This is a genomic window from Paenibacillus sp. GQ49 (assembly GCF_059759055.1).
In genome coordinates, this window is sequence record NZ_JCAXEL010000010.1 from 52829 (window position 1) to 78517 (window position 25689).

20 protein-coding genes are annotated in these 25689 nt (G+C 46.8%); 3 read left to right on the forward strand and 17 right to left on the reverse strand.

What is annotated here, in order from left to right; all coding sequences use genetic code 11:
* Positions 1 to 215 precede the first annotated feature (215 nt).
* The 6 genes from AC6CIF_RS18195 to AC6CIF_RS18220 all read right to left on the reverse strand — a co-directional run bounded on the left by AC6CIF_RS18195 (position 216) and on the right by AC6CIF_RS18220 (position 7112).
* A complete protein-coding gene (locus AC6CIF_RS18195; RefSeq protein WP_498200885.1) occupies positions 216 to 1292 on the reverse strand; it encodes an efflux RND transporter periplasmic adaptor subunit in 1077 nt (358 codons plus the stop codon).
* Between the two features lie 28 nt (positions 1293 to 1320).
* Entirely contained in the window at positions 1321 to 2691 is a 1371-nt protein-coding gene (locus tag AC6CIF_RS18200) for an ABC transporter permease (RefSeq protein WP_498200886.1), read from the reverse strand.
* Positions 2692 to 2709: 18 nt separating this feature from the next.
* A complete protein-coding gene (locus tag AC6CIF_RS18205) occupies positions 2710 to 3393 on the reverse strand; it encodes an ABC transporter ATP-binding protein (protein ID WP_047841819.1) in 684 nt (227 codons plus the stop codon).
* 382 nt (positions 3394 to 3775) lie between these two features.
* The gene (locus tag AC6CIF_RS18210) at positions 3776 to 4939 is read right to left on the reverse strand and encodes a hypothetical protein (RefSeq protein ID WP_498200888.1); all 1164 of its coding nucleotides are present in this window, start codon (positions 4937 to 4939) and stop codon (positions 3776 to 3778) included.
* Positions 4936 to 6402 carry a sensor histidine kinase gene (locus tag AC6CIF_RS18215; RefSeq protein WP_498200889.1) on the reverse strand — a complete coding sequence of 489 codons (1467 nt, stop codon included), beginning with the start codon at positions 6400 to 6402 and terminating at the stop codon, positions 4936 to 4938. The genes AC6CIF_RS18210 and AC6CIF_RS18215 overlap by 4 nt, the downstream gene beginning before the upstream one ends.
* Positions 6399 to 7112 (reverse strand): response regulator transcription factor, encoded by a 714-nt coding sequence (locus tag AC6CIF_RS18220; protein WP_036606313.1) that lies wholly within the window; start codon positions 7110 to 7112, stop codon positions 6399 to 6401. The genes AC6CIF_RS18215 and AC6CIF_RS18220 overlap by 4 nt, the downstream gene beginning before the upstream one ends.
* Positions 7113 to 7327: 215 nt before the next feature.
* Between AC6CIF_RS18220 and AC6CIF_RS18225 the strand changes: the two genes are divergently transcribed.
* Entirely contained in the window at positions 7328 to 7804 is a 477-nt protein-coding gene (locus AC6CIF_RS18225; RefSeq protein ID WP_498200891.1) for an RNA polymerase sigma factor, read from the forward strand.
* 222 nt (positions 7805 to 8026) lie between these two features.
* Positions 8027 to 10813, forward strand: a complete 2787-nt coding sequence (locus AC6CIF_RS18230) for a chitinase N-terminal domain-containing protein (RefSeq protein ID WP_498201052.1) — start codon at positions 8027 to 8029, stop codon at positions 10811 to 10813.
* Between the two features lie 80 nt (positions 10814 to 10893).
* On the opposite strand, the gene AC6CIF_RS18235 is transcribed toward AC6CIF_RS18230, so the two are convergent.
* The 5 genes from AC6CIF_RS18235 to AC6CIF_RS18255 all read right to left on the reverse strand — a co-directional run bounded on the left by AC6CIF_RS18235 (position 10894) and on the right by AC6CIF_RS18255 (position 15092).
* On the reverse strand, positions 10894 to 11154 hold the full coding sequence (locus AC6CIF_RS18235) for a hypothetical protein (RefSeq protein ID WP_498200893.1): 261 nt from the start codon (positions 11152 to 11154) through the stop codon (positions 10894 to 10896).
* Positions 11155 to 11470: 316 nt separating this feature from the next.
* Positions 11471 to 12277: a phosphonate ABC transporter, permease protein PhnE gene (gene phnE, locus AC6CIF_RS18240; protein WP_139331943.1), complete on the reverse strand. Its 807-nt coding sequence runs from the start codon at positions 12275 to 12277 to the stop codon at positions 11471 to 11473.
* A complete protein-coding gene (phnE, locus tag AC6CIF_RS18245; protein WP_498200895.1) occupies positions 12274 to 13125 on the reverse strand; it encodes a phosphonate ABC transporter, permease protein PhnE in 852 nt (283 codons plus the stop codon). The genes phnE (AC6CIF_RS18240) and phnE (AC6CIF_RS18245) overlap by 4 nt, the downstream gene beginning before the upstream one ends.
* A complete protein-coding gene (phnC, locus tag AC6CIF_RS18250) occupies positions 13122 to 13919 on the reverse strand; it encodes a phosphonate ABC transporter ATP-binding protein (protein WP_062837418.1) in 798 nt (265 codons plus the stop codon). The genes phnE (AC6CIF_RS18245) and phnC overlap by 4 nt, the downstream gene beginning before the upstream one ends.
* A gap of 177 nt (positions 13920 to 14096) precedes the next feature.
* Positions 14097 to 15092, reverse strand: coding sequence for a phosphate/phosphite/phosphonate ABC transporter substrate-binding protein (locus AC6CIF_RS18255; protein WP_440131253.1), 996 nt, complete (start codon positions 15090 to 15092; stop codon positions 14097 to 14099).
* A gap of 258 nt (positions 15093 to 15350) precedes the next feature.
* Here AC6CIF_RS18255 and AC6CIF_RS18260 point away from each other — a divergent pair, with 258 nt between their 5' ends.
* Complete coding sequence (locus AC6CIF_RS18260) at positions 15351 to 16955, forward strand: bifunctional metallophosphatase/5'-nucleotidase (protein ID WP_498200898.1); 1605 nt, start codon at positions 15351 to 15353, stop codon at positions 16953 to 16955.
* A gap of 93 nt (positions 16956 to 17048) precedes the next feature.
* On the opposite strand, the gene AC6CIF_RS18265 is transcribed toward AC6CIF_RS18260, so the two are convergent.
* From AC6CIF_RS18265 to AC6CIF_RS18290, 6 genes are all read right to left on the reverse strand, one after another.
* Positions 17049 to 17384, reverse strand: coding sequence for a hypothetical protein (locus AC6CIF_RS18265; protein ID WP_498200900.1), 336 nt, complete (start codon positions 17382 to 17384; stop codon positions 17049 to 17051).
* A gap of 274 nt (positions 17385 to 17658) precedes the next feature.
* On the reverse strand, positions 17659 to 19497 hold the full coding sequence (locus AC6CIF_RS18270) for an ABC transporter ATP-binding protein (protein ID WP_498200901.1): 1839 nt from the start codon (positions 19495 to 19497) through the stop codon (positions 17659 to 17661).
* On the reverse strand, positions 19478 to 21286 hold the full coding sequence (locus tag AC6CIF_RS18275; protein WP_498200902.1) for an ABC transporter ATP-binding protein: 1809 nt from the start codon (positions 21284 to 21286) through the stop codon (positions 19478 to 19480). The genes AC6CIF_RS18270 and AC6CIF_RS18275 overlap by 20 nt, the downstream gene beginning before the upstream one ends.
* A 245-nt stretch (positions 21287 to 21531) precedes the next feature.
* On the reverse strand, positions 21532 to 22590 hold the full coding sequence (locus AC6CIF_RS18280) for a CotH kinase family protein (protein WP_498200903.1): 1059 nt from the start codon (positions 22588 to 22590) through the stop codon (positions 21532 to 21534).
* Positions 22591 to 23873: 1283 nt separating this feature from the next.
* Positions 23874 to 24440, reverse strand: coding sequence for a hypothetical protein (locus AC6CIF_RS18285; protein WP_498200904.1), 567 nt, complete (start codon positions 24438 to 24440; stop codon positions 23874 to 23876).
* 134 nt (positions 24441 to 24574) lie between these two features.
* Positions 24575 to 25678 carry a toxic anion resistance protein gene (locus AC6CIF_RS18290; protein ID WP_036606281.1) on the reverse strand — a complete coding sequence of 368 codons (1104 nt, stop codon included), beginning with the start codon at positions 25676 to 25678 and terminating at the stop codon, positions 24575 to 24577.
* Between the last annotated feature and the right edge of the window lie 11 nt (positions 25679 to 25689).

A 25689-nucleotide genomic window follows, 5' to 3' on the forward strand; every position in this document is an offset into this window, starting at 1 on the left:
ATACGACATGTAAATATTACTGTAAATTGAATTATATAAATTTAATTATATTTTTTTCCATAATTCAGGCAGGAATCTGGACATCCCTTGCCCCTAACCACACCAAAGGCTCATCATGGCCATATGCCACAATGAACCTTGTGTTTTTCAAGGTCGAATCGACCGCTCGTCTAGCTAGTCATTACATATAATGCCTTGTTCATAGTTTCCTACGTCTACGGTAAAACGACAATGTCTCCCGGTTTTAACCCGCTAACTACTTCCGTCTTGTCCCCCGATTCCATTCCAGCCTGGATGGTCAGCGGCTCTGTCTGTCCATTGCCTTTGTCTAACAGTACGTAAGGTTCGGTCTGATCCCGCATAATCGCCAGGCTGGACACAACCGTCACTTTATCCTTCCGCATCGTCTCGATATCGCCTTCCAGACTCACGCCTCCATACATTCTGACGTCCGGCTTCAGATCAATGACCACGTCAAACTGTGAAGCCTGCTTGAGGTCCGTATCGGTACTCTTGCGGGCGAATTTGGACACCTTACTCACCTTCCCGGTGAATTGCAGGTCTTTCTGCGCTGTCATTCGTACCTTAACCGGCATGCCCACCTTGAGCCTGAACATTTCTTCCTCACCAACAATCGTCATAAATTTCAGTTTGCTGATGTTTGTAATGGACCCGATTAGCTGTCCTTCCGTCACCGCACGTGTCTTGCTATCCTCTTCATTCATCTGAAATATACCGGATGCGGAAGCATACACAACAGACTTACTTATTACTGCCTGCTTTTTCTGTATCTCCTTCTCCTTGAGGACCAACGCTTTTTGATTCAATTCATTCGTCAGGCGTTTACCTTCCCGATCTGCAAATGCCTTCTTGCGCTCCTCTTCCGTCACGCCAAGTGACTCACTCATATTCGCCTGATCCAGGGTAACCTGATTCATCTTGTTTTCCAGCTGAGCTTTCTCCAGATCACTCTGCAACTGTTCTACTTCCGTTTGTAACGTGGAAGTATCGAGGGTAAACAGGATATCGCCTTTGCTCACCTGCTCACCACTTTTCACGTGCCACTGCTTGATGTTGGAAGCATACGGAGCGAAGATATCCGTCTGATCGGTGTATACGGATTTCCCCTTCACCTGTATCGTTTGCGTCATCGTTTCCTGTGTCACATCAAAGGTAATCGGGGGCGGAATTTCTATAGGCGCCTCCGGTTTTGGCTTGTACTTTTCATACAACCAGTACCCTACACCTGCCAAAAGTACAACGGTGATGATGATTTTAATCCATTTCTTCATGTGCCCAATTTCCCTTTCGCTGATAAAATTACATCGATTTGATCACAGTTAATGCATTGGTCCGAGATGCGCTGATTGCCGGATATATACCCGATACAATGCCAACCAGAACAGCAAAAACGATGCCCAGTGGCAGAGCCGACTGCTGAATAACGACAGTCATCGGACCATTCATCTGATCTGCCATCTGACTCGCCAGCAGACTGTTCACCCCGCCGAGGGCAGCAAAGGCGATCCCCACACCAGCCACGCCGCCCATTAATCCAAGCATCGCTGCTTCCGTAATAAACATCTGACGGATCTGCCACAGATTTGCGCCCAGCACCTTCATCACACCAATCTGTTTACGACGCTGATGCGTAGACATAATCATCGCTACAATAATGGATAATGAGGCCAGCAGCATGATAAAACCACCGATCCCCAATGCCGCTTTTTGGTACATCGCCAATTGACCTGCCATCGCTTCCTCTTGGAACAGATTACTCTGTGTGTTTAACGTCAGCTTTTTAATCTGTTCTTCCACCTGGGATACATAACGTTTATCCTCAACCTTGACCAGAGCCGAGTTAAGATGCTTGGCCGCACTGCTGTCGGCCTGCTGTAATCCAAGCTCATCCTGCAATGCACGAGCTGTATCGAGCGGCAGATATACTTTTTTATCGTTTTGAGCGCTCATCTCATCCATGTTGGAAGGCTTCGTCAACTCTCCAGACACACGTATAGAACCACTCATTTTGGTTTTGCTCGCATTCGCATAATCTTCATATCGGAACTGAACCAGCTGCTGAACCAACTGATCCTGCTTCGCTGACATTTCCGTAAACTGTTCCAAAAGCTCGTTGTTATATGGATCAGCATTCAACTGCTCAAATAACTTCTGAGTTACTTTGGGGTCCACGAGTCCGAATGCAGCCCCATAACTGGTTACCGCCATACGACCATCCTCTGCCCCACGTCCCTCAGCATACTTGTATCCAAACCCGCCCAGGGTCTCCAGCTGGGTACCAATGACCTCAACATACGTGCTGCGACCATCCGGAAGCACCATTTCCAGCGAATCCAGCTTTAACATGGGAGCCACGGCAACAACATGAGGAAGTCTTTGGATAATCTGAATCTTTTCCAACGTCAAAGCTCCCCGTTCAAACTTCGATGTCTGACCACTCCCCTTGCCGTTCCCCGTACGAATGCCTTCATTGGGCGTAATCGTAATTTCATCCATCTTGTAATTGTCGTTCAATGTTTTCTCGCTATAGGTCTGCACGGACTGCCCTACACTAAGTGCAATGATCATGGCGGCAGAGCCGATGGACAGCCCCATCATGCACAGCAGTGTGACCATTTTTCTGCGAATGATCTGTCCCCAGGCCATACGTGCTACATCCCGTATTCTCACATTTCCTCTCCTTTTGCCTCAAACTTCCCTTACTGCTTCTTCGACCAGTATTCCATGTTGCAGGGTAAGCACAACTTGCATCTGCTCCGCGACCTCTGCTTCATGTGTCACAATGACAAAGGTTGTATTCATATCCCGGTTAAGCTGCTGCAAAATCGCAATGATCTCTTCCTCCGTCTCAGTATCCAGATTCCCGGTAGGCTCATCTGCAAAGATCACCGAGGGTTCGGTAATGAGCGAACGTGCAATACTGACACGTTGTTGTTGACCGCCCGACAACTGGGACGGGAACAAGCTTGCTTTTTCACCCAGTCCAACCTGTTCCAACAGCTTCAATGCTTTTGCTTTGCGTTTCGAAGGGCTTATCCCCATAAACACCAAGGGTAATTCTACATTTTCACGGATCGTAAGATTGGACAGCAGTTCATAGGATTGAAAAATAAACCCGATGTGACTGCGCCTGAACTCAGCCAGACGATTCTCACTGAAACGTACAATATCTTGTCCCGCAATTAGAATCTTGCCCTGATCCGGTTTCATCAGCCCCGCCATCAGATTCAGCAGTGTGGATTTACCCGAACCAGAACTGCCCAGCAGGGCTACCATCTTGCCTTCTCCAATCGTCAGGTTGATATCCTGAAGCACCGGCACGGTTCCCTGGCCATTGCGGAACGAATGGGATAATTGTTCAACTTGAAGCATTGCTACATGTCTTCCTTTCTACTTGCTAAATATGTAAAGAGGTTGTTCAAAAAAGCCCGCTTTTGATTACGAAGGATGTCTAATGACATCATCAACATCGAATATAGAATTCAGCCGAAATGTCCGTTGCTCACGTAGTTTGCCTACGCTCCGCTACTCCATTTCTAGCTTCATTCCATCTTCTCGGTACTGAAAACCAGTCTTTTTTGAACTTGTATGTAAAGATTCGCGTAGCTCATTCCCTTTTATTATAGGGTGGAGATGTATCGGGGCTGGCCGGAGTTGTATCCAACTTGTAACATGTCATAACAAAAAGACCTTGTCCGCAGAGCAGCTATCGCTCCATCAGACCAAGGTCTTATATTCGTATACCTTCCGCAGCTTACCAGGCTCTGAAACTAAAGCGGTACATTTCACTTTTATCCACTGAGCTGCTTACAGCAAATAATTCATCGTCATTCCATTTCAGACTGATGAAGTTATCCATATTGCGATAGATCACCGTATCCGACGAAATTTTGCTGTCATTCAGGTAGGCAACATGCAACTCATTCTTCTGATTCTGACTGTCCATCGGGAAAAAGTAAGCTATTCGGGATTCATCTGCATCCAGATCGAAGCTCCAGATCGAACCTTGTAATAACAGATCATACTGCTCCTCTGCTGCGTGGTACCGATACAGCCCCTGTACCTTATTCATCGTTCCCTGGATGAGCATGTCACCATTTTTCAGCAACTTGTACTGTTGGATGTCTTCCATTGCAGCATACGCCTTCACTTCATGCTCATCCTCAAGCGATACACGATAGATAGCATACTTGTCTTTCAGCATCACCAGTATATAAAACTGTTGGTGATCCTCACTGACCTGCAACACATCCATAACGATAAACGTATCACTCGAACCTTTCCCTTGTCCTGGTCCTGTGAACATGCTCATCAACTCTTCATACGTGTAGATGACATGACTCGTCCCCTGGCTCAGATCAACTTGTTTAAATAACAGATCATCCTGACCGATGTAGGATTCGTTCCCTACAAACACTCGATAATACGAGTTGTCGTACGGAAGCTTGCGACGTTCCCCGCTCTGTATCATATACTCATACGTTGTCTTCTGCGTCTGACCTGCCCGATACTGGGAGTAAATGATTTTCTTGTTATCCGGGCTGATCGTTACACCGTAATCCGTATTAGCCGCAATGTTCTTCACTTCCTTATCATCCAGATGCAGAAGAGACAGCTTGAGCCCTGAATAGGAAAATTCCGGCTGATTAAATATAATCGTATTCCGGTCTAACACTTCAAAATCAAAGATCGCAAAATCATTTGGAATCTTGGTAGCCGACTCGATCTGAATCGTACTGCTCGGTGGTGGTGCCAGACGGCTGTTGAACTGCTCACTTGGCAAAACCACCGTTCTTGGTTTGAGATTTCCGAGACTGAACAGGCTCCCAATCCCAAAAATCCCGCTGACAAATGCGATCAACAACCCTGACAGCATCAATCTGTCACGGTTTTTACGCCAAAATCCAGGATGTCTCATGCGTTCATTTCCCCCGGAAGACTGATATTCACTTGTGTCCCTTCCCGCATGATGCTCTTCATCTCCACTGTTCCTCCATGACGCTCAACGATGTTCTTCACAATAGACAAACCCAGCCCGGCACTGCCTTTCTCGGCCCTGTTGATTCCTTTATCCTGGTAAAAGGGTTCAAATACATGTTGGAGCGCTTCAGCACCGATTCCTTCCCCCTGATCACGGATCACAATAGCAATGGAATCACCTAACCGGAAGGATTGTACTTCGATAATGGAGTTCACATCACTGTACTTGACCGAATTATCCAGGATGTTGAGAAAGACCTCCTTCAACTTATCCCGATCTCCCTGTAAATACTGATGTTCCTCTAGCTCATAGTGAATGCCTATATTGTACTTGCTCGCCTTAATCGACATATCCTCACAAGCTTCACGAATAATATCTGATATATCGATACGTTCGAACCGGTATGCCTGAATGACCGCAGAGGAGACCGAGACCTCCAGAATATCCGCAACCATCGTGTTGAGACGCCGGCTTTCCTTGATGATATAATTCATGCCCTTGTCAAAAAAGTCCTGGTCGGTAAATCCGTTATCCCGTAAAATCTGGGCGTATCCCAGAATCGTCGTTAAGGGTGTCTTCAATTCATGTGTCACATTGTCAAAAAAGACTTTGCTTCTCGCCTGTACTTGCTTCACTTCGTCCCGCTCTCGCTCAATCACATCAATCTGCTCCCGAACCCGATCAATCATGACGGTAAAGCTTGAAGCCAATTCACCGATCTCATCCTTGGTTGTAATCTGAATGTCTGCATTCAGACTCCCCTGGGCCACTTCCGCAGAACGTTTTGTCAGTACACGGATGGGTTGTGTAATTTTCCGGGAAATAAAGATGGATGCGATAAATACAAATACGAAAATAACCGCTGCAAACAGCTTGATCGTATTCTGGAACCGGAGATTGCGTTTGTACAAGTCGGTGTAATCCTTCTCCAACTGCACAATTCCAATCAATTGTTGATCCATCTGAAGCGGGAAGGACAGACTTGCTGTGACCCGACCTTTATCCACTACTGTGGTATAAGCGATCCGGGATTGTATGGCTTCCTCCACATCAGGATGGTCAGACCGCTTGGCAACGTTAACCTTGCTACCAGCAGATCCGTAGGGCGAAGCATCGGGACGGTATACCGTAATCTCCCCACCAACGGCTGATCCAATCTGCTCCGCGAGCTCGCGACTCCCTGCTTCGAGCGAGTCTCTGCTCATGCGTTTGTTATGTATCAGGAAGTACTGATTCAGCGCGATGTCCAGATTTCTTTTGGATTGCACCATATCCTCATGCACTTCCCGGTACATATTCTCCTGAGCTACCTTATTGGACAGAATCAGCAGGACGGAGAATCCGATAAAGACGATGACCGAGAATAGCACCACCATTTTGAACTGGATCGTCCACTTCATGTCTGTACCTGAATATTCAGCTTGTACCCCACACCGAATACTGTTTCAATCATCGAAATGCCTTGCACACCACTATCCAGTTTCTTGCGAATCCGTTGCACGTGAATATCCACCGTTCGAGTGTCCCCTGCAAAATCAAATCCCCATACCTTGTCCAGCAGTTCAGAACGTGTATGAACCTTACGATGATGGGTCACGAGAAATAACAACAGATCATATTCCTTATTCGTGAGTCCTGCCCGTTCCCCGTCTTTCCACACTTCCCGTTCATCCTTGCGGATCTCAATATGCTTGCCTAGCCTTACCACCTCATAGGACTGATTCTCCAGTGTCTCGCTGATCAGATCAATCCGGCGAAAAATCGCCCGAATGCGCGCAACCACCTCACGGATATCAAAAGGCTTCGTGATATAATCATCCGCTCCAAGCTCCATGCCAAGTACCTTGTCCAGCATGTCCGACTTCGCAGTGATCATGATGACGGGTATCTTGGAGTTCACAGATAGTTGCCTGCACACATCAAAACCGCTCATATCCGGCAGCATCAAATCCAGCAGGATCAGATCCGGCTTCGAATCCCGAAGCAGATCCAGACCCTCTTTTCCCGTAGCTGCTTCCTTGATCTCAAATCCTTCCTTACGTAACGAATAGGACAAAATATCGCGAATGGACTCCTCGTCCTCAATAATTAAAATCTCTTTTTGTCTCATGATACCTTCGTAATCTCCCTGCTCTATGAATTTCCTTCATCTGCCTATATTTTGTATCCCAAGCCGTATGCTTGAATAGAGGGAAGCACGAAATGTTACAACTCCGATACAACTCTGAACCTTTTGGAAACAACCTCCCGATATACTTGAATCATAAGAGACTCATACCAGACCGGACCCAAGCCTGATCTGTATCCAAGGGGGATTCACATCATATGAACAGCACACAAATTAATGATGCTTATGTCAACTATAAATCAGAAATCACAAGGTATCTATCCCATATCGTCAAACAACCGCAAGACGCAGAAGATCTGGCACAGGATTGTTTCATTCGACTGATGAACGTTACCGTGGATATCCCTGAAGATCGGCTTCTCTATTATCTCAAACGCATTGCCCGTAACCTCGCGATGGACAGCTTCCGCAGGCGGACCCGCACACTCAGACGAGACAGTCGTTTGGAGGTACCTACCCATCACTTCGATACACCCCACCTTGAAATTAGCGAAGGCGTTCATGATCTTGTCTCCCATATTAACAACACCGAACATCGTAAAATATTAGAACTTCGCCTCATCCATGGATACTCCATTAAGGAAACGGCAGAGCTGGTGAACCGCAGTGAAGGCATGATTAAATCCTCTGTCTTCCATGCCGTCAATCGAATTCGGGCCAAAGTCATCTCATAAGAGATGGCTTTTTTTATGCCGAAATCAATATACGAGGGTAGATTGGATAAATAAAGACAGGATCGAATTACCTATGGATATGTCAAAAGACCCAATTTTACAAATATCGAGTTAATTTTTACAAATTGTTATGACTATGTGAGATTTTCATGTGGTAGAATATGGACGAACTCATGAATCAACTAATATTTGGGAGGGATTTGGTTGGGTAAATTAACAGGTATGCGAGGAGTATTTTTAAAATCACTCCTGGCATTGTCCATGGCTTTGCCGCTTCAGGTCGGATTATGGAACGGAGATGCATCGGTTCATGCGGAAGGACCGACAGACCCGGCACCGTTCATCCAGGCAAAGGTTGTGAACCAAAATGCAGGTAAAAAAGTATTGTTCGACAACTCTCACGGCCAGACGGCTGGAGCTGCAGACTGGGTCATTGATGGAGGTTTCTCCGACTTCGGGAATGCACTCGCGAATGATGGTTATTATGTCAAAGAACTTCGCAAGACAACTCCATTTACCTATGATGATCTGAAAGAGTATAACGTATTCGTTATTGCTGAGCCTCAAATTCCTTTCAAAACATCTGAACAAGCAGCCCTCAAACAATATGTTGAAACAGGCGGCAGCATCTTCTTCGTCGGAGATCACTATAATGCCGACCGTAATAAAAACCGATGGGATGGCTCTGAAGTCATCAACGGTTACCGTCGGGGAGCGTTCGAAGATCCGGCCAAAGGCATGAGCACAGATGAGCGTAATTCTGAAGCGATGCAAAATATAACCAGCTCGGACTGGTTGTCCGATAACTTCGGCGTACGATTCCGCTATAACGCACTTGGCGATATCAACGCTAATATCGTTGTACCGGCAGATCAAGCCTTCGGCATCACAGAAGGCGTATCGGCTGTAGCCATGCACGCCGGTTCAACAATTGCAATCACCGATCCAGAAAAGGCAAAAGGTATTGTATACCTGCCTAAAACCAACGCAAAATGGAATAACGCGGTAGACCAAGGTGTCTACAACGGCGGCGGGATCGAAGAAGGTCCTTATGTAGCCGTATCCAAGCTGGGCGCAGGTAAGGCTGCCTTCATCGGTGACTCTTCTCCAGTAGAAGATGCATCACCTAAATACTTGCGTGAAGAAACAGGCACACGCAAAACAACTTATGACGGTTTTAAAGAAGCCGATGATGCCGTGTTGCTCGTGAACACCGTAAACTGGCTTGCTACACAAGAGAACTACACAAGCCTGACTGAAGTCAACGGACTTGAACTGGACACAGCTACAGCGCTGTTGCCATTCGAAGAGCCGGCTGCTTCCACAGAACCACAGACTGAACCTTGGTCCGCACCTGCTGCCGGATATAAGTGGTACGATCGTTCCACGTTTAAGGCTGGTTCTTACGGCGGCCCTGCATCCAGTGCAAATGCTGCTTACAGCTTCGTGAAACAGGATACTCTTCCGAATGCAGAAGACTTCCAGATTCGTGTAGTTGTGGAGAACATGGCTCCGAACACAACCGTATCCGGTTATAGTGCCGGTATCTATCTGACTGGCGGAACACAGGTCGCCATGATTCAGAATGAAAGTGGTACTTGGCCAACTTCGTACGGCTATAGCTCCGCATTCAGTGTAACCTCAGACAGCAAAGGTCGCGGGATCAAAGACCTGAACGTCCGCATCAAACCGGGTACAACTGGCGCTGCGAGCTTGCGTCTGCGTCTGAACGGCAGTAACCTGATCACCAATGCCGTCACTGTTGGCAATGTGCCAGCAGAACAGCTTCCGGAAGAAGAAGGACCGATTCCAGCGGCTATCACAGTTGCTGAAGCACGCACCAAAGCTGTTGGTACGACCGTAACTATCGAAGGTGTTGTGACGACAGAGCCGGGTGCATTTGGTGGACAAGCCTTCTATCTTCAAGATGAAACTGCCGGAATTTACGTATTCCAGCATACTAGCGGCTTCCATGCAGGTGACAAGGTGAAAGTAACGGCAGCAACAACCATCTATAACAGCGAGTTCGAGCTTACGGATATCGTTGCGATTGAGAAAACAGGTACGGCTTCTGTACCTGCTCCAATCGAAGTTACAGCAATTACAGATGCGAACCAGGGTCAACTGGTTCAATTGAAGGATGTAACGATCGAGAATATCATCAGTGCTACACCAGTTGGATCTTTTGAATTCGACGCGGTAGCAGCAGATGGAACGAGCACACACATCCGTGTAGACACCCGTACAGGTGTGACGGAGACTTCCTTCCCTTATGCTGCGGGTGACAAAATCGATATCACAGGCGTTTCCGCTATTTTCAAAGATGTATATCAATTGAAACCTAGAAGCTTGAATGATTTTGTACCTGCGGAAGAGCAAGGTGGCGGCGAAGTGCCTTCCACTCCAGCTGCAGGAGCACCGGGTAAACCGGTGCTTTCTTCTGATAATGGATATACCACTGGCCTGTTCGAAGGTTCGTACAACGTAAGCATGAACCTCTGGTGGGGCGAAAATGGTTCTGAGTACAAACTGTATGAGAACGGCGTTCTGATCGATACACAGAAGTTGACTGCAGCTTCACCATCGGCTCAGTCCTCCAAAACCACCATCACAGGTAAGGCTAACGGCACGTATACATACGTAGCTGAGCTGACCAACGACAAAGGCACAACACGCAGTGACGAGCTGACAGTTCAAGTAACGAACGCTGCTCCTGGGAAAGCTACGTTGTCCCAAAACAACTGGGATGGTGATGGCAACTACAACGTATCCATGAACCTCTGGTGGGGTACAAACGCAACGGAATACCGTCTCTATGAGAATGAAGTATTGATTGATACACAAGCGTTGAACGCGGCAACACCAGCTTCTCAAAGTGCTACAACTGAATTGTCGGGTCGCGCTAACGGAACGTACACGTACCGTGCTGAGCTGATCAACGCCGCAGGCGTAACCAGCACCGAGACAATTACAGTTCAAGTAACCAAAGCATTGCCTTTGGCTAGCTAAGAAATGAATAAAAAAACGAGACCACATTGCCTGATTCAATGGGCAACATGGTCTCGTTTTTTAAAATAATACTATAAGTTTCATTTCAAGCGTTCCGGCTCATATCCATTTCTAACAAATAGAATGCTGTTCCGTACAGCAGAATAAGCGGCGACGGCGATGACACTAATGACAAAAATTAAGTTCATCTGTGTAAACGTATAACTGCTTCCTGTGAAAATAATCAGGATTGCACTGAGCCCAATATTTTCTCTGTTATGTTTTTTAAACTTCTGAAAGATCATTCTGTATAACAATAGGAGTACCATAAAGACAATCCATATATACTGAAATAATTCCATAAGTCACCTTCCTTTTAAAAATTCACTTCTTGTATTGGTATCTATGAGGAGTATTGATTAATATCCTTAATTCCCTTTATATAGAAACCTATTAATATTACATGAATTTGGAAAATAATTCAATCATTCTTATACATATTCTTGGAACCCTCTTATTCCTCAACGGTTAGGTGAGCAACAAGAACGTACCGTTGTTTATTTGCAGACACAAAAAAGACTATCCCTGCCAATATTCTGGCACCGAATAGCCCTCTCTTCTTACGCTATCAACTTATCTTAAGTTATCATCTAATATTCTCGTAGCGCCACATTAACACTACACCAGCTTCTTACGAATATACCCCGAGATCAAGTCGATAATCGTGATCATCACGATTATACCCAGCAGGATTATACCTACTCGCGGCCAGTTCCGTGTGCTAAGTGCAAAGATCAGCGGTGTACCAATCCCCCCTGCACCGATTACACCCAGTATCGTCGCGGAACGTACATTAATCTCGAAACGATACAACGTATAATTCAGGAATCCAGGCATAACTTGTGGCAGGATGGCAAACCACAACTGCTGCATACGATTGGCTCCGGAAGCAAGCAGCGCCTCAGATGGGCCATAGTCGATATTTTCAACTTCATCCGCATACAATTTGCCTAACATGCCGATGGAGTGCAATCCAAGGGCGAGTACCCCTGCAAACGATCCGGGACCTACTGCCTTGATGAACATCAGAGCCATGATAATCTCGGGGAACGTACGGATGAAGCTGAGTACCATTTTACCTGCACCCGAGATGGAACGATGTCCACTCATATTACGGGCAGACCAGAAGGCAAACGGGATACAGAGCACAGCCGAGATTACAGTACCTAGTACGGAGATTGCCAACGTGTCTAGCAGTCCGCGCAGCAAGTCTTCTCCCTCAGGCAAATATACAAAATCCCAATCCGGTGAGAAAATTCCGGCTACAATGGCCTTCATAATCTGAGCGGCGGTTTCCTTGAAACCAGTGAACGGTACACCGGCAAGCGCCCAAGCATACACAAGGATTAGCAGTAATACAATAACCCAGCGTAGCGGGTTTTTCCGTGGTTTTGGCCGGATGCGGCTTGTTTCATTTTTCATCATAGCAATTTCTCCCGCAGCTTAGTACTTACATAATCAATGACCAGGACGATGACGAGGGTAAACAGAATGATTACGCTGGTCTTGTCATACTCCAGGAATCCAAGTGTGGCCTCATAGTAGAGTCCAATTCCTCCGGCTCCCACCAGTCCCAGAATGGCAGCAGCACGTATATTAATTTCGAAGGCATACAGCACATAGGATGTGAACTGGGCAGCCAGTTGTGGCACCACGCCATATACAATGAGCTGAATCCGGTTCATACCAACAGCCGTCATCGCTTCCAGCGGCCCCTGATCAATGGTTTCCAGCGTCTCATACGTCAGCTTTGCGATCAGACCTACGGAGAACACAGCCAGTGCCAAGATTCCGGGGATTGGCCCCAGACCAAACACAGCGACAAATAAAGCAGCAAGCAGCAGATCCGGCACGGTCCGAATCAGGTTCAGCAGAAAGCGCGCCGGATAGTAGATCCAGCGACTTGGCATCAGGTTACCGGCACAGATGATAGAGATCGGGATCGCAATAATCGCACCAATAGTTGTTCCAATCAAGGCCATCCGGATCGTTTCCAGCATGCCTTGAACGATATTATCAAAATAGGACCAACGAGGTGGAAACATATCCTTTAACAATTTCCACATTTCAGGGAATCCCTGAAATAACTCTGTGAAGCCGGCATCGGTCTGTTTTGCACTGGCCCACAGAAGGAGCAGAATGATCACTAAGGTGAGCAAATGTTTCGTACGCCCAGGTGGTTTTGGGCGATTTACAACCTGAGCTGCGCTGGAACCAGGTCCCTTCCCTACTCCGCCTGAATTCTGAAGTGGAACGTTGGACTGCCCCTTCATACCACAACTTCTCCCTGCTCATGTACAGCCTGCTTGTCCAGCAATTCGTCAGCCAGAATTGGTCTGCCGTATATTTCTGCAAAGCGCTCATCCGTTGCCTCTTCCACCGGACCGTCGAATACGACCTCGCCTGCTCGCAATCCGACAATACGGGTCGCATACTCTCTCGCCAGATCAATAAAGTGAAGGTTAACGATGGTCGTAATCCCAAGGTCCTGATTGATGCGTTTCAGGTCATCCATGACCTGCTTCGTTGTAAGCGGGTCAAGTGAAGCAACCGGTTCGTCGGCCAGAATGATTTTTGCTTCCTGTGCCAGTACACGAGCAATAGCCACACGCTGTTGTTGTCCACCAGACAACTGATCTGCACGGGAATAAGCTTTCTCCGAGATATTCACACGATCCAGCGCAGTGAATGCCAGTTCAATATCCTCTTTTGGAAAACGACCCAGAATGGTACGCATGGTGGAATGGTATCCAACCCGTCCAGCGAGTACGTTACGTAGTACACTGGACCGCTTCACCAGATTGAAACTCTGGAAGATCATGCCGATGTCACGTCTGATCATGCGTAACCGTTTGCCTTGTGCCTTCGTGATGGAACTTCCGTTGATCAGAATCTCGCCCTCACTAATGTCGTGCAGTCGGTTAATGGAGCGTAAAAGCGTTGATTTACCCGCACCGGACAGACCCACAACAGCAATGAATTCACCCTGCTCAAATTTCAAATTAATATTATCCAGGCCCTTGGTGCCGTTAGCGTAAGTTTTGGTAACGTTATGAAGCTCAATCATGACAATATCCTTCTTTCATTCATAATGATCAACCATACATGAGTCCTTGCTATAATGGCACAAGCCAGCGCAGCGTAGATCACGCTGAACTGGCCTGTCCATTGCTACGATTAAGCTGTTCCCATCCAAGAAAGCGACTACAAAGTGAACAGATTCCGAATTACTTTTGTATCAGAATTATTCACCTTTCACTTTTTCGCCATACTGACGAACGATCTCAAACTTGCTATCATCGGACTCTACATAACCTTCATGCGTATAGATTTCTTTGATGATCTGGTGACCTTCAGTATCTTTACCGATATCGATGAAGGCTTGTTTGATCTTCGCAGTCCAATCTGCATTCATGTCTGTACGAACGGCAATGGTATCGTTAGGAATAGGCTCAGTGAACGCCAGTACACGTGTATCTTCAAATACAGTCGGATAGTCTTTGGCTACCGTATTGCGGGCATCTTGGAAGATAGCTGCTGCGTCAACGTCACCGTTCAATACAGCGATAACACCTTGGTCATGACCTTTCAACGTTACAGGTGATACATCTTTTAATGGATCAATGCCTCTGTCCAGCAACAGACCTGCTGGCCATACATAACCTGCGGAAGACGTTACGTTTTGGTAAGCAACCTTTTTACCTTTAAGCTCTTCGATGGATTGAATCGGAGAATCTTTTTTCACAATGAACATGGATTTATAAGAATCCGCCAACTCTTCCGTTGGAGCACCTGTCTCATCATTTACACCAAAACGTTGTGCTTGCAAAATAACTTGTGCAGCGCCTTTTTCTTTAGCCAGTACATAAGCTGTCGGAGGCAAGAAACCTACGTCTACTTTGTTGGAAGCCATTGCTTCAATAATTGTGTTGTAGTCGGTGGATACGCTGACTTTTACCGGAATACCCAGTTTGTCACCAAGCAACTTCTCAAGCGGTTTTGCTTTAGCTTCAAGCGTGTCTGCATTCTGGGAAGGTACGAATTGAACCGTCAGTTCAGTTGGCACATAACCTTCGACAGGTTTCTCTGTCTCTGTCGTAGACGTACCGGATGCATTGGAACTCGTATTATCCCCGTTAGCCGAACCAGTTGTACTACTAGACCCACAAGCACTCAGAAACATAACCAAAATCAACAATGGTAAAAATAAAGCAGACTTCTTCAAACGAACACCCTCCAAAGAGTTTCTATTTTTCAGTACTTATCTACTATAGTTGCCAAATATTAGCGCGATGTGAAACGAAATTTGGAGTTTTGTAAAGTTTCCTGTCAGGCTGTCAGCGCGACTTGTATCTGTTAGAATAGGCTCATTATGGTTGAAGATATAAGAAGAACATCGGAGATAACGGCGTATACTTCGGTTCTTCAGGCTATTCATTCTTCTCCGTTTTATGGTAATTCCATATATCTGAACTTATATATTAGAGGAGATTGTAAAATGACATCCACAAACCATACGGCAAGCTTCGACATTCTGTTCACCAGTGATCTGCACGGGTCCATCCGCCCCATTCATTACAACACCAATGCCTACCGCCCGGCTGGGCTTGCCTTGCTGGCTTCCCTGATTCGTAAGGAACGCGAACGTTCACCTGAACTGATGCTCGTGGATAACGGGGATCTGTTGCAAGGATCGCCCTTGGCCTCTTATGCAGCTTCACAGGTTTCCACAAACGAAGTTCATCCATTCATAACAGTACTGAATGAACTGGGTTATGATGCTGCGGTGATGGGAAATCACGAGTTTAACTATGGTCAGGCATTATTACGCGGAGCAGTTGAAGCTTCCAATTTCTCCTGGCTGTCTGCCAATATTGTAAAAGATGAGCAACCAGACGTACCTGCCTTCGGTCCTCCGTATCTAATCAAAACCTTGTCTACGGGTGTCAAAGTAGCCCTGTTGGGCGCAACTACGCACTATATACCGAACTGGGAGCATCCGAAAAATATTGAGGGTTTACAGTTCCTTGATGCCTTGGAGACCATTCGTACATGGGTTAGCTATATACGCGAGCATGAACAACCCGATGTCATGGTTGTGAGCTATCATGGCGGATTTGAGAGTGATTTGGAGACAGGAGAACCTGCTGAACGGTTAACTGGAGAAAATCAAGGCTATGCTATCTGCCGGGACATCGAAGGCATCGATGTGTTGCTTACCGGACATCAGCATCGTCAGCTTACCGCTAATATTCATGGTGTAACCGTCATTCAGCCGGGATTCAGTGGAAATGGTGCGGGGCTTGTATCCGTTCAGTTGGAACAATCATCGGGCGGTAAATGGCAGATTACAGATAAGAAGGCTCGGTTATTACTTCTGGATGAACATCATGAGGTTGAACCTGATGCAAGCGTCATGAAACTGACAGATGAGCTGGAAACTGAGGCACAAGCATGGCTTGATCAACCCATTGGCGAGGTGGCTGGGGATTTATCCATCACCAATGCTACGGCTCTGCGACTCAAGGCACATCCATTCATTGCTTTTGTACATCATGTGCAGATGGAAGCGACCGGGGCTGAGCTGTCCAATACCGCGATGCTGAGTGAAGAAGCTCGGGGATTCGGACGCCATATCACTGTTCGGGACGTGTTATCCAACTTCATCTATCCCAACACGCTTACAGTACTGGAGCTGAGCGGTCAAGATATCCGGGAAGCGCTGGAACAAACGGCTCGTTACTTTGAAGTGAATGCTTCTGGCGAGGTGGCAGTCAATCCGGCTTATATGGAGCCCAAACCCCAACATTATAATTACGATATGTGGGCTGGCCTAGAGTACGAGCTGGATATCTCCCAACCTGTGGGCAGTCGAGTTGTGAAGTTGGAACGTGAAGGCAAGCCAATGGACATGGATGGCACGTACTCTGTGGTGATGAACAGCTACCGCGCTGCTGGCGGCGGGGATTATGCAATGTATCCGGGTAAAAAGGTACTGCACGAAGGTGCCACGGACATGGCCGCACTGGTGGAGGATTACATCCGCAGACACCAGCCGTTAAGGGTGGAGCAGGCGGATAATTGGAAGGTGGTTGGCAGTTAAATGAGAAAGAGCAGATCCTGAGATCAGGATCTGCTCTTTTGTTTTCAACCTATAACTTACTTGTTCTTATTTGAATTATCCTATCCTGTCCGGTTATCCGATATATTGAAGAATTAACTGATATAAGGCTATGGAAAATCCTAAGATACTCGCTTTCATTTTAGATGAATGATTTCTTTCGCTGCGAATCAAATATAAGAAAACCACTATAAATCCTGCGGGGATCCATAGCTCAAAGACACCTTTTGTTGTACTTTGAGAATAAATTGGAGTAATGAACGTACTAATCAAAAAGTAAAAGAAAACCGTAAAACGTCTTGTTTCTAATTGCTTGCTCCACCTTACTAGAATGAAAATAATAATGATTGCGATAATCATAATGTGTAAAGGGGGAAAAAGAAGAGCAGCATTCCCAAATTTGAATTCCATTCCACATTGCCCTCCTCTCTTTTAATGCATCACATGACTGACTACAGGCATACGTGTAAAAATTCATTCTCATGCTTCAAAACCGCTGGCAACCTTCCAAAAACGGACCTATTCCAATATATCCTTATTTTAACATACAATCACAGTTCCGTTTTCCATTTTCCTTCAAGGGAATATGCAAAAAGAGCAGAATTGAGGAGCATCGTGCCCTCATCCCTGCTCTTTTTACATACCTACAAGCTTTCTAATACATGTCACATATTATCCAAAATGACTATTGCGCCTTTTTACGCAGCTGACTGTAATACAGCTCGCTGTAGAAACCGCCTTGTTCCAGCAGGGCATTATGCGAGCCTTGCTCCAGTAGCTGCCCATCTTTCAGCACCAGAATTCGGTCGGCCTGACGGATCGTGTTCAGCCTGTGGGCAATGACAAAGCTGGTACGGCCTTGCATCAGGCGTTGCAGCCCTTCCTGGATTTTAATCTCCGTAACAGTATCAATGCTGCTCGTCGCTTCGTCCAGTACGAGTATGGATGGATCTGCCAAGATTGCCCGGGCAATGGCGAGTAGTTGCTTCTGCCCCTGACTAATGCCGCTCCCATCGGCCTGGAGCACTTTGTCGTATCCATCCTTCATTCGCACAATGAAGGAATGGGCATTCGCCAGCCGGGAGGCTGCTTCCACCTCTTCATCCGTTGCGTCCAGACGGCCAAACCGAATATTTTCCCGAATCGTGCCCTGAAACAGAAATGAATCTTGTAGTACAAATGCCATATGTGACCGCAGATTCTCACGCCGAATGGTGGTCATATCGCGACCATCTACCGTTAATGTGCCACCTGTTGGATCATAGAAACGGGATAACAGCTGAATTAATGTTGTTTTCCCCGCTCCGGTCGGACCCACAAGGGCAATCATCTCCCCCGGTTTGGCTTCAAAGCTGATGTCATGCAAAATGTTACGTCCTTCATCGTATCCAAAGGATACTTTGTCAAAGCAAACGGCTCCCTCTACCTTGTCCAGAGATACCGCTGCCCCTTCATCCTTCGCTTCCTCATCTTCGTCTAGCACCTCGAATACGCGCTCAGCCCCCGCAATCGCGGACAATAACGTATTCCACTGGTTCGCCAGATCATTCAGCGGACGAGTGAATTGACGGGCATATTCCACAAAGATAATAATCACCCCGACCGTAACCGAACCCTGAATCGCCAGAATACCACCGATGCCCGCCACAATCGCAAAGCTCAGGTTATTCAATCCATTCATCAGTTTCGGGATAAAACCAGAGATCGTCTGTGCCCAGAAACCGGAAATCCGGATGCGGGTATTCCGTTCCTCAAAACCGCGAATCACCCGCTCCTCTTGGGAGAATGCCTTAATGATTCGCTGCCCGGATAACGTCTCTTCGATATAACCGTTGAGTTCACCAAGGTTGCGTTGCCGTTCCTTGAAGAGCGGTCCTGTTCTGCGCGTAATCCAACGCATACCAATGGCCATCAAAGGCACAACGATAAAGGTAAGCAAGGTCAGTAACGGACTGAGCCAGAGCATAACCCCAAACGTTCCGAGCAGTGTTAATACACTCGAGAAAATCTGGATGGCCGAGCTGTTCAACGTACCGCTGACATTCTCGATATCATTGGTCACCCGACTCATAATCTCCCCCTGCTGGCGTTTACCGAAGAATGGAATCGGCAGTTTGTGCAGATGGGAGAACAGATCATACCGCATGCGGAACACGGTTTCCTGTGCAATTTCGATCATCCATATATTTTGTAACCAGGATGTAAGAGAGAACAAGACATACACTGCGGTTAATCCAATCAGAAACCGAGTCCAGCTTGAGCCGGCTTCACCCGCGATGAAATCATCCACGGCCACCCCTACCATGTAAGGGCCAAGCAAAGCGAGTGCGGAGCTGGCAAACACCATCAACAGTACCATGGACAGCTTAACCTTGCGACGTGCCAGATAGGTCCAGATACGACCTAACGTACCGGACCAGTTCTTCGCCCGTGCCTTGGGTTTGCGACCACCACCTGATCGTAACGTCTCCGGATCAATCGGCGGTGGCGGCTGACGGAAAGGCTCAATGAATGCTTTGAACATGCTGTGCACCCTCCCCGTATTGTGATTCATGGATTCGACGATACAGCTCTGACGATTCCATCAGGTCTTCATGTTTTCCTTGCCCAATGAGTTGTCCATCATCAAGCAGCAGAATCAGGTCCGCCGAAGTGGTTGAACTGATCTTCTGGGTGATGATAAACGTGGTACACGACAATTCCTCCAGCGCATCCAGCAGTCTGCCTTCTGTAGCCACATCCAGCGCACTTGTGCTATCGTCCAGAATCAGAATTCTTGGTCTACGTACCAGTGCTCGTGCAATGGAAAGTCGCTGCTTCTGTCCACCGGAGAGATTCACTCCCCGTTGACCCAGCAATGTATCATAACCGTTTGGTAAATTCTCAATCGTTTCATGGATCTGCGCGCGCTTTGCAGCTTCCACGATCTCATCCAAGGTAGCATCTTCCTGACCCCAGGCAATATTCTCCCGGATGGAACCAGTAAACAGGACAACCTCCTGAGGCACATAACCAATCGCACCACGCAGCATGGACAGATCCAGCTCGGATGCATCGGCACCATCAATCCGTACCTTCCCTTGATCCTCTGTGTATAATCGTGGAATGAGCTGTACGAGCGAAGATTTGCCTGAGCCTGTTGCTCCCATAATGGCAATACGCTCCCCCGCTTTTGCCGTGAATGTGATGTTATCCAGTACTGTAATTTCACTATTCGGATAACTGAAGCCTACACTGCGGAATTCAACCGCTCCCTGCACAGCTCGCTGTTTCTTCGCCGGGTATACAGATTGCGGAAAATGCGAAGATTTCATAGATTTAGCAGATGGTGCAGATGCTGATACTGCCTTATTCTGTTCAGTCTCCGACGTGTCCTCCGTATTAAACACTTCATTCAGTCGTTGCGCCGAAGCGCTTGCTCTCGAGAAGGTTACCAGAATCCATGACAACGCAGACATGGCACCAATTGTGCGAAGCAGGTAGTTAATGACGGCGACCACTTCACCCACAGTTGCATTACCGGAGGCAATGTCGACTCGTCCAAACCAAAGTACGGCGATGATACAAACGTTCATCATTAGCAGCATGAACGGCATCGTGGTCTCCGTCAGGCGCAGCGCGGAGATAGTCCCTTTCATCAGCTTGCCGCTGAATCCGGCAAAGCGTTCAATCTCATGGCCCATCCGTACGAAGACACGGATCAGCCGAATGCCTGTCAGATTCTCCTGGATGACTCCATTGACGGCATCCAGTCTGCGCTGCACATTGCGGAACAGCAGCGCTGCCTTTTTGATCATCCACACCACAACAATGAGCAGTACAGGCACCATGACAACCAGCAGCAGACCCAACCTCGGGTTCACGATCACTGCCATAATCATGCTACCAATCACCACTAGGGGCACACGTGTCATGAATCGCAGACTCATGAAGACGGTGTCCTGAACCTGGGTCACGTCCCCCGTTAATCGAGTAATCAGGGACGACGTCGCGAACCGGTTGAAGACGGCATAAGAGAACGTTTGCACTTTCTCATACAGCTTCTCCCGCAGATCGTATCCGAACCCCAGACTTGCATGGGATGCAAAGAACGAACTTGCAATTCCGGCAGCAAAAGCCACAACCGCGCTACCAACCAGCACGCCACCCCATAACCAGACGACAGATAAGTCTCCCTGCTGAATCCCGTTATCGATGATCTTGGAGATCAGATAAGGCTGAGCCAGCTCCACCGCAAGCTCAATTAACATCATGACCAGGGCTGCAATCGCGGCAACTCGGTACTTCTTCAAGTAGTACAACAGCTTGATCATAAGCATTCCTCCGGCTTGAAGCACCCTAAACCGATAACACGTTCCAGCTCAGAGCCTCCATTAGACATGTTGTTTTCTCCACTGCGTCCAATATGTAATCATTTCTATGTACACATATGGTTATTATAGCGTATTTTACAATGCCGCTTCTATTCTTATTACCCTACTTTTCCCATTACAATAAACTTCTCTTCATTTTGGCATTAAAAAAAGGAAGGTCTCCCTCCCCCACGCTAGTTAAGTGCTTACAGCTGATGTATTCTCTCGGTCAAATATTCCCGCCGTTCCGCCACATAGGCACGAATTCGCTCAGGTTCACCCGCAAATACATCCATGGGCCATTTCATGTAAGGGTCCTTGTTGACATCTTCACGAATCTCATTGTGCAACCGATTCACCAAGGGCATAATTCGCTTCTCTGTAAAAGCCTTCATCAGATGCTGGCGCAGCAGCTTTTTATATTGCTCACGAAAATGTCGGAAGGCCAACATTTTGCCCGTAAGTTTATTATACCCCTGGATACGAACAAGGCTGGCATCCACCTTCGCCCCGTAACAATTTCTTCCCCAGGTACCTTCATAATCCCATGGCAGGATACCGTATTTTTTGGTTTTTGTTTTCTCATACCACGTGTAATTCTGATCAAATCCGTCAAAGTTGCCGGTAAGTACAGCCCCGCATAACCAGCGCAGATAGTTGTCCGTATCGATCCTTGACTGTAAAAAGCGAAACAGCTCGAGTCTGGACTTTGTGTTCAGTTGTTGAATAAACGTACGCAGCCTGGCCTTATCCACATCCTTGCCACGAATCAAACTGTATCCTGACAACAGGTCCGTACTCGTGCTTGTTGATGATGAGTTCGAGTTGATCGTAAACCCCGCATGATCATTGATCGCATAAAAGATACTTCGCACAGGTATTTTCCTTTGGCGAAAAAAGAAGGATTTCACCCCTTCGATCCGCAGGTATACCCCTAACAGCTCCCCATTAAGGTAGAGCACACAGTGCCGAGTCGCTGGTGCCGGTACACGGATCGACTCGAAGAAATGAAAAGACAGCGCATTTCGAAGCAGCGAGGGGTCATCATACTCCGCATTAAAATGATACGTCCGGCTGGATGTACGAATCTCAAATGACTTTTTGGGATAACCGCGTGTATGCCCTCCTCGATAACGAATCCGGATCGGGATCTGTTTGCCGTCCATCTGCATGGAGCCTTTAACCAGTTGTTCAGACCATATATCGGATGTCAGTTGTTGATACTCCTGCGCAGGCACAGCAATCCGGTAGACAGGTAAACCCATGTTCATCCGCCTTTCAATGACCTGTGATATTAGTCCGGTACGTACTTCTTGCATCCTATGCAGGAGCACAGCAGATCGAACGGGCATATGCACAGGATCATGCAAGCAAATACAAATGTAGTGTACTCAAATACGAACAAAATCAGGAATCTATCATCTATGAATATACAAGACTTTGTATAGATGATAGCCAATTTGATATACAAATGGTTTGTTGGCTAGACCCTCCGACGAGCATGCCACATATGATTAAACTACAGACAAACTTGAATGCAGATTGAGAGATTATCACAGCACCCGTCATTTTAGTTGATCTGAACTTATATTTTGGAAGGGGTAAATACAATGTCTATGAATGGTCAGGGAATACGAGGTTTGCTTGGGAGAGAAGTCAAAGTCAATCGGGGGCCGGAAGCAGTTCAAGGGAAATTAATAGATGTTCGTGGTGACTACATGGCTATTAGTTGTAAGAACGGACTCGTATATGTAAATGGATTAAATGTCAAAAGCATCACCGACACAGGTCGTTCCAGTGGCAGCTCAACTCCGATGATGAACTCCCTACCTTCTAAATCCTTTTTGGAAGTGTTAGAGGCATTGCGTCTCAGACGTGTACAGATTAATCTGGGATGCCGGGATGAGGTAGAAGGAGTACTAACTGAGGTTAACCAAAATTCATTAATCATCATTACAGTTCGCCAGGAAATTGTTCAGATTCCGACATGTCACGTCAAATCGATATGCATCGTTCGTGGTGGCAATAAATCTAGCGGAAATAAGTCCTGCGGGAAACCTTCTCACCCTGACAAATCCAGTGGACACAAGTGCTGCGAGAAACATCCTCACAAATCCAGTGGACACAAGTGCTGCGAGAAGCACCCTCATAAATCTACTGGACACAAGTGCTGCGAGAAGCACCCTCACAAATCTACTGGACACAAGTGCTGCGAGAAACACCCTCACAAATCTTCCGGACACAAGTGTTGTGAGAAGCACCCTCATAAATCTTCCGGACACAAGTGTTGTGAGAAGCACCCTCATAAATCTACGGGGTATGTCTCAGGCCGGAGAAAGTAAGCCATGCCTGCAATGCTAGTGATCTGCCAGTATAAAAGGGAGAGTAACAGTGGGGCCCTTAAGGCGCCGCCAGAACTTCTCCCTCTGGGAGATCCCTGTAAAATAACATATGAAGATCGCCCTCCATATGACACATATAAATCAGGATTATCTGCCTAACTTCGCAGAAATATAGTTATCTGCTTACATACTAAGCGGGATGTTCACTACCATCTTCTACGTCCACGATCACCCGTATTATGATCATTCAACTCGCCCAGGCGATCGTATGTCTCTTTATATATCCGAATCACGGCCTGAACTTTGATAAAATCAGCATCTTCCGGTCCAAGTCCCTCCATAAACATTCTCTGAATAATCTGTTGGAAGAATTGCACTCTGGCCTCAATCTGTTCCTGCTCAAGCTGTAATATGTCTTCGAAACTGTGGTTCCCTATGTAATCCATCAACTCATCATCAGGACTGGAATAATCTTCATTTCTTCGATCTGCAACCCATTCATCCGGCTCATTGGACTGTAGGTTAACACTGGTGCGTAATTGGGATAAGATAATTTTCTCTTTAGCCAACATGACATGAAAATCTTTGTTACGGAGCAGCTCCGATACAATCAGACTGCACATTTCACGATTTTGGATCAGTATGCCGTCAAAAGGATGCAGCGTCCACTCCCCGTTCGCATAATACAGGTTAAAGTTAAAGAACTCACTGCCATATTTGTATTGAATATTAATCTTGGTCTCATCAATAATCTCAAATGAAAAGTCCAGCATGTTCAGCAAGCTCCTTTGTATAACCCTAGATTTTAGCTTTATTCTATCAAATGAAACAAAGAGACGCACTCGGCGTCCCTCGTAGAAAATAAAACCATGTAGCAATCTCGATACGATATGCAGCGAGTCCTACCCTAATCCAGGAAAGATCCTAATGCACTGGAATCCGGTTTGTTTTTCTCCGGAATGGCAGCAGCCTTCGGCCCTTCCAGACCCAGTCGATCACTCATTTTGGCGTTAAGTGTTGTCATCTTGTTGGTATAGTCATTACAGCTCTCGATAATCCGGCGATTAGACTGCTCGGACAGATCCAGCGCAGACATTAGATCACCCATCGCCTGATTGACCGCTTCAAGGGACATGGCCGGTTTGGACAACAGTTCATTTGTTTTCTCTGTTGTTGTCTTCAACAATCTGGCGTTTTCCTTGAATTGATCTTCAATCGTCTTATTCGTAGCTTCCACAGCAGAAATGACCTTCTCCTGATCATTGAGTGCCATAGCAATCATGGCCGAAACGGTGATCAGATTCGCTGTTTTATCAATGGCGTTATTCACTGAATCAATCAGCTTGTCATTGTTATCATTAATGATGTCGGTAGCTGCAATCGCCTGATTGTACAGCATGATCATCTCTGTCATGGATTGGGTACGTGTTACCACTTTGCGCAACCCACGCTCCAGATGTGCTTTGCGATTCTCGTTTTCAGGCTTGGCGATCTCTGTTTCAAACAATGCTTTCAATTGATTACCGAAGGAAATTTTGGTCTGCAGATTGTAGATCTCCTGAATCGAAGAACGTTTCAGCTGACGCATGTTCACGATGCTTTCTTCCAGGTTATCCTTACCGTCGCGCAACCCGTTAATGATGGCATCAATGTTCGTGCGAACGGATTGATAACGGTATACGTAGTTTTTCAGCGGGCTTTTACGTAACAACTTCCCGACAAAGCTCACATTTTTACTCTGCTGCAAACTCTCACATTCATCACGGAGCTTCAGGATCATGTTGGATACCTCTGCCCGATTCCCGGACATCAGTTCATTGACTGGACGATCAAGCAGCTTGAGAGTCTGTCCTGCTCTCTCTTGTGTTTTCACGCCCAACTTGCCGATATCATCCATTAAGGTATCCAGGTGAGCCGGATCACTTTGGGACACTTTCTGAATAAGCTGCGTTGCTTCCTGGTTAATCCGTTGCTCATCTTCCTGCTTCAACTGAGCCCATTCCGTTGCCATGCCAATCCCTC

Excerpts from the sequence above, each read along its gene's own strand:
- AC6CIF_RS18195 (WP_498200885.1), bottom strand. The coding sequence starts at position 1,292 with ATGAAGAAATGGATTAAAATCATCATCACCGTTGTACTTTTGGCAGGT.
- AC6CIF_RS18205 (WP_047841819.1), bottom strand. The coding sequence starts at position 3,393 with ATGCTTCAAGTTGAACAATTATCCCATTCGTTCCGCAATGGCCAGGGA.
- AC6CIF_RS18210 (WP_498200888.1), bottom strand. The coding sequence starts at position 4,939 with ATGAGACATCCTGGATTTTGGCGTAAAAACCGTGACAGATTGATGCTG.
- AC6CIF_RS18215 (WP_498200889.1), bottom strand. The coding sequence starts at position 6,402 with ATGAAGTGGACGATCCAGTTCAAAATGGTGGTGCTATTCTCGGTCATC.
- AC6CIF_RS18220 (WP_036606313.1), bottom strand. The coding sequence starts at position 7,112 with ATGAGACAAAAAGAGATTTTAATTATTGAGGACGAGGAGTCCATTCGC.
- AC6CIF_RS18225 (WP_498200891.1), top strand. The coding sequence starts at position 7,328 with ATGAACAGCACACAAATTAATGATGCTTATGTCAACTATAAATCAGAA.
- AC6CIF_RS18230 (WP_498201052.1), top strand. The coding sequence starts at position 8,027 with ATGCGAGGAGTATTTTTAAAATCACTCCTGGCATTGTCCATGGCTTTG.
- AC6CIF_RS18235 (WP_498200893.1), bottom strand. The coding sequence starts at position 11,154 with ATGGAATTATTTCAGTATATATGGATTGTCTTTATGGTACTCCTATTG.
- phnE (WP_139331943.1), bottom strand. The coding sequence starts at position 12,277 with ATGATGAAAAATGAAACAAGCCGCATCCGGCCAAAACCACGGAAAAAC.
- phnE (WP_498200895.1), bottom strand. The coding sequence starts at position 13,125 with ATGAAGGGGCAGTCCAACGTTCCACTTCAGAATTCAGGCGGAGTAGGG.
- phnC (WP_062837418.1), bottom strand. The coding sequence starts at position 13,919 with ATGATTGAGCTTCATAACGTTACCAAAACTTACGCTAACGGCACCAAG.
- AC6CIF_RS18260 (WP_498200898.1), top strand. The coding sequence starts at position 15,351 with ATGACATCCACAAACCATACGGCAAGCTTCGACATTCTGTTCACCAGT.
- AC6CIF_RS18265 (WP_498200900.1), bottom strand. The coding sequence starts at position 17,384 with ATGGAATTCAAATTTGGGAATGCTGCTCTTCTTTTTCCCCCTTTACAC.
- AC6CIF_RS18270 (WP_498200901.1), bottom strand. The coding sequence starts at position 19,497 with ATGTTCAAAGCATTCATTGAGCCTTTCCGTCAGCCGCCACCGCCGATT.
- AC6CIF_RS18275 (WP_498200902.1), bottom strand. The coding sequence starts at position 21,286 with ATGATCAAGCTGTTGTACTACTTGAAGAAGTACCGAGTTGCCGCGATT.
- AC6CIF_RS18280 (WP_498200903.1), bottom strand. The coding sequence starts at position 22,590 with ATGGGTTTACCTGTCTACCGGATTGCTGTGCCTGCGCAGGAGTATCAA.
- AC6CIF_RS18285 (WP_498200904.1), bottom strand. The coding sequence starts at position 24,440 with ATGCTGGACTTTTCATTTGAGATTATTGATGAGACCAAGATTAATATT.
- AC6CIF_RS18290 (WP_036606281.1), bottom strand. The coding sequence starts at position 25,678 with ATGGCAACGGAATGGGCTCAGTTGAAGCAGGAAGATGAGCAACGGATT.